The following is a 12870-nucleotide window of genomic DNA, read 5'->3' as shown; positions in this document are numbered from 1 at the left end:
CCCTGATGCTGCCGGACGCGGTCGGCCCTGCGGCGCGGGACGTCCTCACCCGTGCGGATCAGCCTCCGGTCCCGCGCTGGGACGGCCCCGCTCGGGCCCCGGCCGGACCCCGGTCCGAGGCCGCGGTCCGAGGCCATAGCCCGGGGTCGCGGCTCCGGTCCGGGGTTCCGTCCGGACGGCCCTCCGCCGTTCGTCGGCACGGCAGAGGGCCGCGCCCGCGGCGCTGCCGAGGCGCGAGCCGCCGGGGGCGCGGATGCTGGGGTGGACGAGGAGGTGGCGGTGTGGCGGGGTTGCGGCGGCTGGCGGAGGTGTCCCGGGCGGTAGCGGCGGAGCCCGGGCGGCGGGCGAAGACGGCCTTGTTGGCCGGGTGCCTGCGGGAGTTGGGGCCGGTGGAGGCGCCGGCGGCGGTGGCGCTGCTGTCCGGGGAGTCGCAGCGGCTGCGGACCGGGGTCGGGCCGGCGGCTCTGCGGGGGCTGCCGGGGCCGGCCGGGGAGGCCTCGCTCGGGGTGCGGGAGGTGGAGCGGGAGCTGGAGCGGATCGCGGGGGTGCACGGCACCGGGGCGCAGGCGGAGCGGCACCGGTTGCTGCACGGGTTGTTCGCCCGGGCGACCGAGGTGGAACAGGGTTTCCTGCGGGCGGTGCTGGTCGGGGACCTGCGGCAGGGGGCGCTGGACGCGGTGGTCGGGGACGCCGTGGCGCAGGCGGCGGGGGTCCCGGCCGCGGCGGTGCGGCGGGCACTGATGTTCCGGGGCTCGGCCCGCGCGGTGGCGCAGGCGGCACTGACCGGCGGGGCGGACGCCCTGGCGGGGTTCCGGCTGGAGGTCGGACGGGCGGTGCGCCCGATGCTGGCCGCCTCCGCGCCGGACGTGGCCGCGGCGCTGGAGCGCACCGGCCCGGCCGCGCTGGAGTGGAAGCTGGACGGGATCCGGGTGCAGGTGCACCGGGACGGCGACGAGGTCGCGGTGTTCACCCGGAGCCTGGACGACATCACCGCGCGCGTCCCCGAGGTGGTGCAGGGCGCGCTCTCGCTTCCGCTGCGCTCGGCGGTGCTGGACGGCGAGGCGATCGCGCTCGGCCCGGACGGACGGCCGCGCCCGTTCCAGGAGACCGCGGCGCGCACCGCGGCCCGGCGGGACCCGGACCGGCTTCGTGCCGAAGTCCCGCTCAGCGTCTACTACTTCGACCTGCTGCACCGGGACGGCGAGGACCTGGTGGACCGTCCGGGCCGGGAGCGCTGGGCAGCGCTGGCCGGGGCGGCGCCACCGGAGCTGCGGGTGGCGCGCACCGAGACCGGGGACCGTGAGCGGGCACTGGCCTTCTTCCGCGACACGCTGGCCCTGGGCCACGAGGGCGTCCTGGTCAAGGACCCGGCGGCCCCGTACGCGGCCGGGCGGCGCGGCAGCGGCTGGGTGAAGGTGAAGCCCCGGCACACCCTCGACCTGGTCGTGCTGGCCGCCGAGTGGGGCAGCGGGCGACGGCGCGGGTTCCTCAGCAACCTGCATCTGGGCGCCCGGGCGGCGGGCGATCCCGGGCTCGGCCCGTGGGTGATGCTGGGCAAGACCTTCAAGGGCCTCACCGACGAGACGCTCGCCTGGCAGACCACCGAGCTGCTGGCCCGGGAGACCGAGCGGGACGCCTGGACGGTGCGGGTCCGTCCGGAGCTGGTGGTCGAGATCGCCTTCGACGGTCTGCAGCGCAGCTCCCGCTACCCGGCCGGCCTAGCCCTGCGGTTCGCCCGGGTGGTGCGCTACCGGCCGGACAAGAGCGCTGCAGAGGCCGACACCGTCGCGACCGTGCGGGAGATCGCCGCCGCCGAGGGGCTGCCGTCCTGATCCTCGCTCCGCTCCGCTCGGCACCGCACTTGCACCGCACCGCACCGCACCGCACCTGGAGAGCTGACGGCACTTCAAACCTTCTGCGAGACAAGGATGGTGATACGAGCGCCGAATCGGCCATTCTCGACGATCCCGCACCGCACCCTCCGTGGGCGGAGCAGCGGCGGTTAGGTTGGCAATGACAACGAGAGGCGGCCGCCGGGCAGTCGGCGGCACACTGGCGAGAGGTGCCCGACCATGCGGGTGAACGTCGACCGGGACCGCTGCTGCAGCTCCGGGATGTGCGTCATGAACGTGCCCGAGGTGTTCGACCAGGACGACCAGGACAGTTTGGTGACACTTCGTCAGACGGTCTTCCGACCGGATCAGTTCGACGACCTGCGGCTGGCCGCCCAACTCTGCCCGGGCGGCGCCATCACCGTCACCGAGGACGGACCCGCCGGGACCGACCGCTGACGCCCCCACCGGAGAACACCGCGAGGCAAGGAGATCCCACCTTGACGAGCACACCCACCACCGCCGTCCCGGTACCGGCCCCGCACGACGCCGGCTGCCCGTTCGGCCCGCCGCCCGCCTACACCGCGGCCGCCGCCACCGCGACCGTCACCCGTGCCGACCTGCCCGGGGGCCGGTCCTGCTGGCTGGCCACCGGCTACGCCGAGGTCCGCACCGTCCTGTCCGACCGCCGGTTCAGCGCGGACGCCCGGCACCCGAACTTCCCGTTCCTGGTCCCCGGCGTCCGGGAGCTGATCACCGAGAGCCCGAGCTTCCTGCGCCTGGACGACCCCGAGCACGCCCGGCTGCGCCGGATGGTCACCGGGGACTTCCTGGTCAAGCGGGTCGAGGCGATGCGCCCGGCCGTCCAGCGGATCGTGGACGAGGCCCTGGACCGGATGACCGAGGGCCGCACCGAGGCCGATCTGGTCGCCGACTTCGCCCTGCCGGTCCCCTCCCTGGTGATCTGCCTGCTGCTCGGCGTCCCGTACCGGGACCGCGAGTTCTTCCAGAGCGTCAGCCGGACCCTGCTCGCCAACACCAGCACCCCGGAGCAGCTCGCCACGGCCCAGGACGAGCTGCTGGACTACCTGAGCGGCCTGGCGGCCCGCAAGCGGGAACAGCCGGCGGACGACATCCTCAGCCGGCTCGCCGCCCGGGACGACCTCACCCCGCGCGACGCCGCCGGCACCGGCCTCCTGCTGCTGATCGCCGGGCACGAGACCACGGCGAACATGATCTCGCTCGCCACCGCCCTGCTCCTGGACCGGCCCGAGCAGGCCGCCAAGCTGGCCGACCCGGCCGCGGTGCCCGGCGCGGTGGAGGAGCTGCTGCGTCTCCTCACCATCGTGCACACCGGGTGGCCCTGGAGGACGTGGAGCTGGGGGGCCGGACGATCGGGGCCGGGGAGGGCGTGATCGCGATGCTCTCCACCGCCAACCGGGACGGGACGGTGTTCGACGGCGACGGCCGGCAGCCGGCCGACGAGCTGGACCTGGACCGGGACGCCCGGCGGCACCTGGCCTTCGGCTTCGGCGTGCACCAGTGCCTCGGCCAGCCGCTGGCCCGCGCCGAGCTGCAGATCGCCCTGGCCACCCTGTTCCGGCGGCTGCCCGGGCTGCGGCCGGCGGTGTCGCGGGGCGGACCCGCTTTCCGTACCGACTCGTTCGTCTACGGCATGCGGTCACTGCCCGTGACCTGGTGACCCCGCCCGGTCGGGAACCGGGCGCCGGAGCACGGCATTCCGTTCACCCGGCTGGCCCTGGCGCCGGGGCGGGGGCAGGCTGGAAGGGCGAAACAGACACCCGGCCCGCCGGACCGGCCGAGGAGACGGAGCCCGCGATGACCGACATGAGCGAACGGTCCGAGGTGAGCACCGACCGCGACGAGGACGTCCGCGCCGCCGACCCCGAGGAGGGCATCACCTCGATGCAGAACCTGCACGCGCAGGACACCTCGCAGGCGGAGGGCGACGCGATGCTGGACGAATCCGGCCGGCTCGACTGACCGTCCGCCGTACCGACTCGACCGCCCGGTGGGACCGGGCGGTCGCCGCGACCGCAGGTGTCGCTGCCCGGGTGGCGACTCACCGGCGGGGGAGGATAGGCGCATGACCGAACACGACCAAGGCCATCGGCCGGCCAGGCCGCCCGCGGACCCGCGCGCGTCGTGGGCGACCTGGACCACTCAATCGATCATCAGCGGCCCCGGCGGGGTCACCACCGCCGAGGTCGGCCCGATCTCCGGTGACCTCACCGTGCACACCACCTGGGTGGACGGCGAGGCGCGGCTGACCGTCCAGTACACCGGTGCGCTGGACTGGTACACGGTGTCCGGCAGTCCGGTGCCGGCGGCCGACGAGATCACCGCGCGGGCGATACACCAGGCGATGGTGAACGGCGTGAAGGCGGGCCGGGGCGCGGGTGCCCCGCCGCCGATGGCGTCCTGACCGAGCCGACCCGAGTCCGCACCCGAACCTGAGGCCGAGCCCCAGCCCGGACCTCAGCCCGAATCCGAGCCCGACGACCCGACCGTCCGATCGTCCGACCGCCCGATCAGGAGGTGCCGGGGGTTGCCGGCCCTACGGGGCCTGCTCACCCTCCGGCACCGCTCCGCCCGTCGGCACCGTCCCGCCCCGCAGCACCGGCCCGGCCGCGGTCCAGTAGGCCCGGTCCTCCGGCCGGCGCTCGCGCAGGTCCACCCGCACCTCGTCGGCGAGCCGGCGGGTCTCCCGGCGGTTCATGGTCGCGCCGATGCCCGCGCCGACCAGCAGCGGGGTCACCGAGGGCAGATGGCGCAGCGAGCTGCGGGTCAGCCGGCGGCGCACCTGCTGGCGCACCTCCGCGCCGATCGCCAGCGCGGCGAAGCCGGCGGGCCGGACCAGCAGCGTCGCGTCGATCCCGCGGCGGTTGGCCCAGGCGCCCAGGTAGGCACCGGCCCGCTGGGTGACGGTGCCCCGGGCCGGGACGCCGTAGACCTCGTGCAGCTCGGCGATCAGCTTGATCTCCACGGCCGCCACCGCGAGCGTCTCGGCCGCGATCTCCACCGCCATCGCGGGCGGCACCGGCATCATCGCCGCCGCGCCGACCCCCGCGCCGAGCGCCCCCGAGGCCCGGACGGCGCCGGTGACCAGCAGGTCGGCCAACTGCTCCGGGAAGGCCGCGCCCGGGTGCTGCGCCCGCAGGGTGGCCAGATCGCGCACCGGGATCCGCGGCGCGGCCCGCACCAGCTGCTCGGTGAGGGCCTTGCCGCCGTACGCGGCGCCCCGGGCCGCACCCTTGGCGGCCAGCCCGCCGCTGCCGAGCAGCCTGGCGGTGTGCGCGACCACGGCCCGGCCGCGACCGCGCTGCCGGGCCGCGTAGGCGGCGACCGGCCCCTTGCCGACCGGCTGCTCGGCCTCCTCGACCAGTTCCGTGAGTTCCTCGCCGAGGGTCGGCTCGGGGATCGGCTCGGGGGTCGGCGCCGGGCGCCTCGGCCTGCGGAAAACTGCCATGGAGATCACGTACCCGCGCGGCCCGGGCGCTACGCGGTGACCTCGACCCCGCGCCAGAACCCATCCGGCCGCGTACCTGCTCGGCCTCGGGCTTCGGATCGGTGGAGAACCAGGCGGCGTCGGGGTTGGACCGCCCGTCCACCTCCAGGGTGAAGTAGCCGGCGGTGCCCTTCCCGCCGCACACCGTGGTGGTCCCGGAGGGCCGCAGGTACTCGGTGCGGACCGATTCGACCGGGAAGTAGTGGTTGCCCTCGACGACGACGGTGTCCGCGCTCTCGGCGATCACGACGCCCTGCCAACTCGCCGTGGTCATGCGGCGGTCGTGCCCCACGGACGATCATCCCGGGCGGCCTTCCGGCGAACCGGACGGCGTTCCGGCGAGCCCGGTGGTCAGCGCGGCGGACGGTTCAGGACAGCGGGTGGGCGTGGACCGGCAGGTGCGGGGTCTGGTGGCCGCCGCTGGCGAGCATCCGGACCTCTCCGGCGTCGCTGATCTCGGCCCGGACGATGCCGCTCTCGTCCTCGTACACCGGATGGCCGCCCGGTCCGGTCGCGCTGGTGCGGGTGACCACGACGACGTCCTGCGGGGCCTGGGTGCCGGGGGTGCCGGGAAAGGTGAGGGCGTAACGCTTGGCGGGGTTCATCACCGGCTCCTGCTCCCTGTCGGCGGATGTCGCGGAGCGCCGTCGGCGTCCGCTGCTCTCAGCGTCTGTCCCGTCACCCGTCACCCGTCACCCGGCGACGGCCTCGGCGGCCCGGGCGTGCGAGCCGCGGACCTCCAGCTCACCGAGCAGCCGGGCGGTGGCCTCCGCCACCGCGTCCACGGCCCGGTCGAAGGCCTCCCGGTTGTGCGCCGCCGGGGCACGGAAGCCGGAGACCTTGCGGACGTACTGCAGCGCGGCGGCCCGGAAGTCGTCCTCGTCGGCGTCGGGCGTCACGGGCGGTCGCAGCGTCTTGATGTTCCGGCACATGACCCCAGTCTCGCGCGCGCGGGCCGTACTGGCGACTCCCGTTCGTCACGCACGGCTCACGAGGGCGTCATCCGGCCGGATTAGGATGCCGGACGAACGAATTCGTCCGCCGCGCGCTCCCCCGGTCGTCGGCGTCACCCCGGAGTCACCCCTTGCCTCTCGCGCTGCTCGCGCTGGCCGTCACCGCGTTCGCCATCGGCACCACCGAATTCGCCGCCATGGGGCTGCTCCCCCAGGTCGCCGACAGCCTCCACGTCTCCATTCCGCAGGCGGGCTGGCTGATCTCGGCGTACGCGCTGGGCGTCGTGGTCGGCGCGCCGCTGCTCACCGCGCTGGCCGCCGGACGGCCGCGCAAGGCGGTGCTGGTGGCACTGGCCGGGCTGTTCGCGACCGGCAACCTGCTGTGCGCGCTGGCGCCGGACTTCTGGACGCTGGCCGCCGCGCGGCTGGTCACCGGGCTGCCGCACGGGGCCTTCTTCGGAGCGGGCGCGGTCGCCGCGGCCGAGTTGGTGGCGCCCGACCGGCGGGCCCGGGCGGTGGCCGTGATGTTCTCCGGGCTGACCGTCGCCAACATCGTCGGCGTCCCGGCGGCGACCCTGCTCGGGCAGCACCTGGGCTGGCGGGCGACCATGCTGGTGGTGGTGCTGATCGCCGCTGCCGGGACGCTCGCCATCGCCAGGCTGGTGCCCGCGCTGCCCTCCCCCGCGCAGTCCGGGCTCCGGCACGAGCTGCGTGCCTTCCGCAGCGGGCAACTGTGGCTGGCACTGGCCACCGTGGTGTTCGGCTGCGGCGGCTTCTTCGCCTGCTACAGCTACATCGCGCCGCTGCTCACCGAGGTCTCCGGGTACGCCACCGGCTCGGTGACCCTGGTGCTGGCGCTGTTCGGGGTCGGGATGACGATCGGCAACGTGCTCGGCGGGTTCGCCGCCGACCGGGCGCTGCGGCCGACCGTCTGCGCGGCCTTCGTGCTGCTCTCCGCCGCCCTGGCGCTGTTCGCGGTGACCGCGCACGCCCGGTGGTCGGCGGCCGTGACGGTGGTGCTGATCGGACTGTTCGGCTTCGCGATCGTGCCGGCGGTGCAGACCCTGGTGATGCAGAAGGCGCGCAGCGCGCCGACGCTGGCCTCGGCGACGGTGCAGGGCGCCTTCAACCTGGCCAACGCCCAGGGCGCCTACTTCGGCGGGCTGGCGCTGGACGCCGGACTCGGCTGGACCTCGCCGACCCTGGTGGGCGCGGGCCTGGCCGCCTCGGGCGCGCTGGTCGCGGTGCTCGCCTGGACGGCCGACCGGCGGCCCGCCCCCGTGGCGCCCGAGCCGACCGCCGCCCCGGCCGTGGCGACCGGGGTCTAGCGGGGCCTACCGGACCTCGATGTCCCGGTGGGCCCCGGCGAGCAGCCGGTAGCCCTCGCCGTTGGCCTCGATGCCCGTCCGCTCCTCCTCGCTCAGCTCCCGGCGGACCTTCGCCGGGACGCCCGCGACCAGCGAGCCGGGCGGGACCACCATGCCCTGGGGGACGACCGCGCCGGCCGCGACCAGCGAGCCGGTGCCGATCCGGGCGCCGTTCAGCACCGTGGCGTTCATACCCACCAGGACGTCGTCCTCGACCGTGCAGCCGTGCAGCACCGCGTTGTGGCCGACCGAGATCCGCTCACCGACCACCAGCGGGAAGCCGGGGTCGGCGTGCAGGGTGCAGTTGTCCTGGATGTTGCTGCCGGCGCCGACGCTGATCGACTCGGCGTCGCCGCGCAGCACCGCGCCGTACCAGACGCTCGCGCCCGGGCCGACCGTCACGTCCCCGACCACGACGGCGTTCGGCGCGACGAAGGCGCTCGGGTCGACGGCGGGCGCCCGGCCCCCGACCGCGGCGATCAGCGGCTCTGCCATGTCTCGTCCTCCTGGTGACGGTGGGCCGTGGTTGTCGCCGGTCAGCGTAGGGGGTCGGTCGCGGCGCCGTGCGGGCGAGGGGCGACGGCGGGCCGGGAACGGGCCGGAGCCGTACCCCGCGGCGGGTCGGGGTACGGCTCCGGGGTGAGCAGCGGGGCGGTCAGCCGGGCAGGCCGGTCAGGCGAGCGAGCCGGGCCGGCCGGCCGGTCAGGCGAGCGGGGCGTGCTTGCGCAGGACCTCGATGAAGGCCCGCAGCCACGCCGGGTGGTCCGGCCAGGCCCGGGCCGAGACGACCACGCCGTCCACCACCGCCTCGCCCTCGACGAACTCGGCGCCCGCCGCCCTGATGTCCGGGGCGAGTGCCGGGTAGGCGGAGGTGCGGCGGCCGTCCAGGACCCCGGCGGCGGCGGTGATCAGCGGGCCGTGGCAGATCTGTGCGACGGGCTTGTCCCCGGTGAAGAAGTGCCGGGCGATCCGCTGCACGTCCGGGTCGTTGCGCAGGTACTCGGGGGCCCGGCCGCCGGGGATGACCAGGGCCACGTAGTCGGCCGGGTCGACGTCGGCGAGCGCGAGGTCGGCGGGCCAGGTGTAGCCGGGCTTCTCGGTGTAGGTGTCGTAGCCCTCGACGAAGTCGTGCACCACGAACTGCAGGCGCTTCTTGGTCGGGGCCGCGATGTCGACCTGGTAGCCCTCCTCGCGCAGCCGCTGGTACGGGTAGAACACCTCCAGCGATTCGGCGGCGTCCCCGGTGACGAGCAGGATCTTCGATGTCATCGCCGACATCCCTCCACGTGGTCGAGCCTCAGCTTCGGTACGGGTGACCGGCCGTGACGGCCGGTCGGGCCCGGTCCAAAACTTCCGCACCCCTCACGTCGTTGGCAACGGGGCGCACCGGGCGTACGGCGGCGCATACGGAGGTGCGCGCGCCGGTTGCGGGGAGTGCGCGCCGGGTCACCCGCCCGGCTGCGGCGCCCGACGCCCCGCGCCCTAGAATCCTGCTGCCCACGACCTGCCCATGACCGTCCTTCTCCGGAGGAACCCATGCCGGACCGCACCACCTACCTCGTCCTCCCCGGCTACGGGAACTCGGGCCCCGAGCACTGGCAGAGCCGCTGGGAGGCCGCCGAACCGGAGTCCTTCCACCGGGTCGAGCAGGCGGACTGGGACCACCCGGAGCGGGCGGACTGGGTGGCCCGGGTGGACGCGGCGGTCGCGGTCGCCGCCGCCGCGGGCCCGGTGGTGCTGGTCGCCCACAGCCTCGGCTGCGTCACGGCGGCCCGCTGGGTGGCCACCGCGCCCGCCGGGCGGACCGCGGCCGTCCGGGGCGCACTGCTGGTCGCCCCGGCCGACATCGACACCGCGGAGGTGCCGGAGCTGGTGGGCTTCCGGCCGGTGGCGCTGGAGCCGTTCCCGTTCCCGGCCGTGGTGGTCTCCTCGACCGACGACCCGTGGGTCTCCCCCGAGCGGGCCCGGGCCTTCGCCGCGGCCTGGGGCGCCCGGTACGTCGAGCCGGGCGCGTTCGGGCACCTCAACGCCGACTCCGGACTGGGCGACTGGCCGGAGGGCCGCGAGCTGCTCGCCGAGCTCTGACACCGTGAACGGGGGGACGATGGACAAGCGGACGTCCCGGACCAGGCGCGTCCTGGTCCGGCTGCTGGCGACCGGCGGGCTGGTCGCCGTACTGCTGTACACCGAGGGGCAGTGGGAGAGCCGCTCGGGCGGCCGGATGCTGGTCGCCGACCTGCTCAACCGGCCCGAGCTGCTGCTCGGTTCGGCACTGGCCGCGCTGATCGCGGCGGCCTGGCTCGGCGACCTGCGGGCCGCCGCCCTGCGGACGGCCACCCGGACGGTCACGGTCACCGCCGGGGTGGTGTTCCTGCTCGGCGTGCTGGCCGCGCACAAGGTGTCGGCGGCCGAGACCCGCAGCAGGGAGGCCGCCCCGGCGGGGGCGGAGCGGGCGCTGGTGGTGGTGCACCGCTCGTACGCCACCGGGTCGGCGGCGGGCGAGCGCTGGCAGGTGCTCCTGGAGTCCGGCGACGGGTGGCAGGCGCGGCGCTGGGCGCTGGCCGACATCGGTGGAGGCCCGGACGACGCCCGGCTGGTGGAGGCGAGTTGGACCGGGCGGGAACAGATCACCGTGGTGACGGACTCCTACCGACGGGTGTTCAACCTCGACCAGGACAGCGGCGAGCCGGTCGAGGCGAGGTAGCACGGCGAGGACGGACAGCGCGCGGCGAGGGCAGACAGGGCGGCCGGGGCGGCCCCGCCCACGTACGGGTACTCGGGCGGGGCCGCGTAGGGCTCGGGATCGGGCTCGGTTACTGGTCCTCGGGGTCCACCGGGGTGGACGGCGTGGAGCGGCCGGTCGGGTTGGTGCCGCGCGGCTTGCCCTGGTTCCCGTTGTTCCCGTTGTTGCCGTAGTTCCCCGGGCCGCCCGGGGCGGGGGCGCCGGTGCAGGTGACCGAGCTCGGCGAGCCGCTGGAGGTGGAGCAGCTCGGGTCGCGCCTGACCGGGTCCGGGATGTAGACGGTGGTGAACTCCTTCTCCGGCATGCTCCGGACCGCGTCGCTCATCGCCTTCTGCCAGATCGGCCCCGGGCCGGTCGCGCCGAACACCTCGGCCTGGTACTTGCCGCCGATCCGGATGTTGCGCATCGGCACCTTGGTGCCCGGGCTGCCCAGCCAGACCGAGCCCGCCAGGTTGCCCGTGTAGCCGGTGAACCAGGCCGACTTCTTCTCGTCCGTGGTGCCGGTCTTGCCCGCGATCTGGCGGCCGTCGTCCAGGCCGAGGTCCCGCGCGGTGCCGCCCTTCTCGGTCACCCCGAGCAGCACGCTGTTGATCACGTCGGCGGTGTCCTCGGACATCGCCCGGCTGCACCGGGCGGCCGGCACCGGCACGTCCTTGCCGTCCACCGTGGTGATCCGGTTGATCGCCATCGGCGCGCAGTAGTCGCCCCGGGCGGCGAAGGTCGCGTAGACGTTGGCCATGGTCAGCGGGCTGACCTCCTGGGTGCCGAGGCCGAGCGCGGGCACCTCCTGCAGCGGCGACCCGTCCGCCTTGCCCGCCACGCCCAGCTTGTCGGCCATCTGCTTGACCGCGCAGAGGCCGATCTCCTGCTCCATCTGCACGAAGTAGGTGTTCACCGAGAGCGCCATGGCCTGCTTGAGCTCGTACGGGCCCTTCTCGGACTCGGACTCGTTGGGGATCGTCCCCTCCTTCTTGCCCTTGCTGAGGTTCTTCCAGGTGCCGTCGCAGGTCTTCATCGTCGGCCAGTCCATCCGGTTCGGGGAGTCGTACCGCTGGGTCGGCGACAGGCCGGCCTCCAGGGCGGCGGCGGCCACGATCGGCTTGAAGTTGGAGCCGGGCTGGAAGCCGATGCCCCCGCCCATCGCCGCGTCCACGTTGTAGTTGACGACGGTCTCGTTCTTCTCCTTGGCCAGGCCGTACGGACGGGTCTGCGCCATCGCCAGGATCTTGCCGGTACCGGGCTCGACCATCGTCATCGCGGCCGAGACCGGGTCGGTGACGAACACCTTGGTGGAGACGGCGTTCTGGGCGGCGGCCTGCTTCTGCGGGTCCAGCGTGGTGTAGATGTTCAGACCGCCGGTGTCCCACAGGTTCTTGCGCTCGGCCGCGCTCTTGCCGAACGCCGGGTCCTGCTTGACCACGTGGCGCACGTAGTCGCAGAAGAAGCCCATCCCGGCCTGCGCGGTGATGCAGCCGTTCTGCGGGTCCTTGTAGGCGAGGCCGAGCGGCGCGGCCTTCGCCTCCTTGGCCTGCTCCGCGGTGATGTGCTTGTTCTCCACCATCTTGTCGATGACGGTGTCACGGCGCCGCTGCGCGGCCACCGGGTGCAGCTTCGGGTCGTACTGGGACGGGTTCTGCACCAGCCCGGCGAGCATCGCCGCCTCGGGCAGGCTCAGGTCCTTGGCGTCCTTGCTGAAGTAACGCTGCGCGGCGGCCTGGATGCCGTACGCCTGATGGCCGTAGAAGGTGATGTTCAGGTAGTTGGTGAGGATCTGCTCCTTGCTCAGGTCCTCCTCCAGCTTGATGGCGTACCGGAGTTCCTGGATCTTGCGGCCGAGCGTCTTGCGCTGCGCCTCGCGCACCGCCTCCGGATCGTCCCCGGCCTTCTCCACGTTGACGTTCTTCACGTACTGCTGGGTCAGTGTGGAGGCGCCCTGCACGGTGGCGCCGCTCTCGGCGTTCTTGGTGACGGCCCGCAGGATGCCCTTGAGGTCCACCGCGCCGTGCTCGTAGAAGCGGGAGTCCTCGATGTCCACCTGCGCCTGGCGGATCAGCGGGGACATCTGGTCGGCGGTGATGACGGTGCGGTCGCGCTCGTAGACCTTGGCGATCAGACCGCCGTTGGCGTCGAAGATCTGGGTGGCCTGGGTGAGCGGCGGGGTCTTGAAGTCGTCGGGGATGTTCTGGAACCCCTCGGCACCGCTCTTCGCCCCGAGCCCCACCGCACCGGCCGCCGGGAGGATCAGGCCGGCCAGCAGCACACCGCCGAGGACACTGGCACCGAGGAACTTGGCCGCGTGGCCCAGGATTCCGAGCGGGGTCTCACGACGGCTCGGGCGCGGCACCCAGGTGTCGCCCGGGTCCGGGGCAGGTATGCGACGAGGGCTCTTCGGTGACATAGTTCGAACATTAAGGCCGTGAACACGCCTCGTGGGCGGGGTGTCGGC

General features: G+C 74.3%; 13 protein-coding genes and 2 pseudogenes. 8 read left to right on the top strand and 7 right to left on the bottom strand.

Annotated elements, in window-relative coordinates; genetic code table 11:
- Positions 1-281: 281 nt before the first annotated feature.
- The 5 genes and pseudogenes from AB0Q99_RS17345 (at position 282) to AB0Q99_RS17325 (ending at position 4278) form a co-directional block, all read left to right on the top strand.
- Entirely contained in the window at positions 282-1832 is a 1551-nt protein-coding gene (locus AB0Q99_RS17345; protein ID WP_363572570.1) for an ATP-dependent DNA ligase, read from the top strand.
- Positions 1833-2072: 240 nt separating this feature from the next.
- Positions 2073-2291, top strand: a complete 219-nt coding sequence (locus tag AB0Q99_RS17340; RefSeq protein WP_363572568.1) for a ferredoxin — start codon at positions 2073-2075, stop codon at positions 2289-2291.
- 41 nt (positions 2292-2332) lie between these two features.
- Positions 2333-3534 (top strand): annotated as a pseudogene (locus AB0Q99_RS17335) (cytochrome P450).
- Between the two features lie 137 nt (positions 3535-3671).
- Positions 3672-3836 (top strand): hypothetical protein, encoded by a 165-nt coding sequence (locus AB0Q99_RS17330; protein ID WP_360491410.1) that lies wholly within the window; start codon positions 3672-3674, stop codon positions 3834-3836.
- Positions 3837-3939: 103 nt separating this feature from the next.
- A complete protein-coding gene (locus AB0Q99_RS17325) occupies positions 3940-4278 on the top strand; it encodes a hypothetical protein (protein WP_363572567.1) in 339 nt (112 codons plus the stop codon).
- A gap of 132 nt (positions 4279-4410) precedes the next feature.
- Here the strand turns inward: AB0Q99_RS17325 and AB0Q99_RS17320 are convergent, their stop codons facing one another.
- The 4 genes and pseudogenes from AB0Q99_RS17320 to AB0Q99_RS17305 form a co-directional block, all read right to left on the bottom strand.
- Positions 4411-5322, bottom strand: coding sequence for a hypothetical protein (locus tag AB0Q99_RS17320; RefSeq protein ID WP_363572565.1), 912 nt, complete (start codon positions 5320-5322; stop codon positions 4411-4413).
- Between the two features lie 121 nt (positions 5323-5443).
- Positions 5444-5635: pseudogene (locus AB0Q99_RS17315) on the bottom strand (DUF427 domain-containing protein); the annotation flags it as partial.
- A 94-nt stretch (positions 5636-5729) separates the two neighbouring features.
- Complete coding sequence (locus tag AB0Q99_RS17310) at positions 5730-5966, bottom strand: DUF6296 family protein (protein ID WP_363572563.1); 237 nt, start codon at positions 5964-5966, stop codon at positions 5730-5732.
- Between the two features lie 87 nt (positions 5967-6053).
- Positions 6054-6293: a DUF2277 domain-containing protein gene (locus AB0Q99_RS17305; protein WP_363572562.1), complete on the bottom strand. Its 240-nt coding sequence runs from the start codon at positions 6291-6293 to the stop codon at positions 6054-6056.
- Between the two features lie 152 nt (positions 6294-6445).
- Here AB0Q99_RS17305 and AB0Q99_RS17300 point away from each other — a divergent pair, with 152 nt between their 5' ends.
- The gene (locus tag AB0Q99_RS17300) at positions 6446-7642 is read left to right on the top strand and encodes an MFS transporter (protein ID WP_363572560.1); all 1197 of its coding nucleotides are present in this window, start codon (positions 6446-6448) and stop codon (positions 7640-7642) included.
- 6 nt (positions 7643-7648) lie between these two features.
- On the opposite strand, the gene AB0Q99_RS17295 is transcribed toward AB0Q99_RS17300, so the two are convergent.
- Together AB0Q99_RS17295 and AB0Q99_RS17290 are read right to left on the bottom strand one after the other, a co-directional pair.
- Positions 7649-8176, bottom strand: a complete 528-nt coding sequence (locus tag AB0Q99_RS17295; RefSeq protein WP_363572558.1) for a gamma carbonic anhydrase family protein — start codon at positions 8174-8176, stop codon at positions 7649-7651.
- Positions 8177-8383: 207 nt separating this feature from the next.
- Positions 8384-8950, bottom strand: coding sequence for a DJ-1/PfpI family protein (locus tag AB0Q99_RS17290; RefSeq protein WP_363572556.1), 567 nt, complete (start codon positions 8948-8950; stop codon positions 8384-8386).
- Positions 8951-9217: 267 nt separating this feature from the next.
- Here AB0Q99_RS17290 and AB0Q99_RS17285 point away from each other — a divergent pair, with 267 nt between their 5' ends.
- Both AB0Q99_RS17285 and AB0Q99_RS17280 read left to right on the top strand, forming a co-directional pair.
- Positions 9218-9766 (top strand): alpha/beta fold hydrolase, encoded by a 549-nt coding sequence (locus tag AB0Q99_RS17285; protein WP_363572554.1) that lies wholly within the window; start codon positions 9218-9220, stop codon positions 9764-9766.
- 19 nt (positions 9767-9785) lie between these two features.
- Positions 9786-10385, top strand: coding sequence for a hypothetical protein (locus tag AB0Q99_RS17280; protein WP_363572552.1), 600 nt, complete (start codon positions 9786-9788; stop codon positions 10383-10385).
- Between the two features lie 109 nt (positions 10386-10494).
- Here the strand turns inward: AB0Q99_RS17280 and AB0Q99_RS17275 are convergent, their stop codons facing one another.
- Positions 10495-12822 (bottom strand): transglycosylase domain-containing protein, encoded by a 2328-nt coding sequence (locus AB0Q99_RS17275; protein ID WP_363572550.1) that lies wholly within the window; start codon positions 12820-12822, stop codon positions 10495-10497.
- Between the last annotated feature and the right edge of the window lie 48 nt (positions 12823-12870).

The organism is Kitasatospora sp. NPDC086791 (assembly GCF_040685975.1).
Classification (GTDB): domain Bacteria; phylum Actinomycetota; class Actinomycetes; order Streptomycetales; family Streptomycetaceae; genus Kitasatospora.
The sequence above is the reverse complement of the archived record's forward strand: the minus strand, read 5'-3'. Positions and strand labels throughout refer to the sequence as shown.

Bases quoted from the DNA above. Each gene is read 5' to 3' on its own strand.
- AB0Q99_RS17320 (WP_363572565.1), bottom strand. From the start codon at position 5,322: ATGGCAGTTTTCCGCAGGCCGAGGCGCCCGGCGCCGACCCCCGAGCCG.
- AB0Q99_RS17290 (WP_363572556.1), bottom strand. From the start codon at position 8,950: ATGACATCGAAGATCCTGCTCGTCACCGGGGACGCCGCCGAATCGCTG.
- AB0Q99_RS17325 (WP_363572567.1), top strand. From the start codon at position 3,940: ATGACCGAACACGACCAAGGCCATCGGCCGGCCAGGCCGCCCGCGGAC.
- AB0Q99_RS17295 (WP_363572558.1), bottom strand. From the start codon at position 8,176: ATGGCAGAGCCGCTGATCGCCGCGGTCGGGGGCCGGGCGCCCGCCGTC.
- AB0Q99_RS17275 (WP_363572550.1), bottom strand. From the start codon at position 12,822: ATGTCACCGAAGAGCCCTCGTCGCATACCTGCCCCGGACCCGGGCGAC.
- AB0Q99_RS17310 (WP_363572563.1), bottom strand. From the start codon at position 5,966: ATGAACCCCGCCAAGCGTTACGCCCTCACCTTTCCCGGCACCCCCGGC.
- AB0Q99_RS17280 (WP_363572552.1), top strand. From the start codon at position 9,786: ATGGACAAGCGGACGTCCCGGACCAGGCGCGTCCTGGTCCGGCTGCTG.
- AB0Q99_RS17285 (WP_363572554.1), top strand. From the start codon at position 9,218: ATGCCGGACCGCACCACCTACCTCGTCCTCCCCGGCTACGGGAACTCG.
- AB0Q99_RS17305 (WP_363572562.1), bottom strand. From the start codon at position 6,293: ATGTGCCGGAACATCAAGACGCTGCGACCGCCCGTGACGCCCGACGCC.
- AB0Q99_RS17340 (WP_363572568.1), top strand. From the start codon at position 2,073: ATGCGGGTGAACGTCGACCGGGACCGCTGCTGCAGCTCCGGGATGTGC.
- AB0Q99_RS17330 (WP_360491410.1), top strand. From the start codon at position 3,672: ATGACCGACATGAGCGAACGGTCCGAGGTGAGCACCGACCGCGACGAG.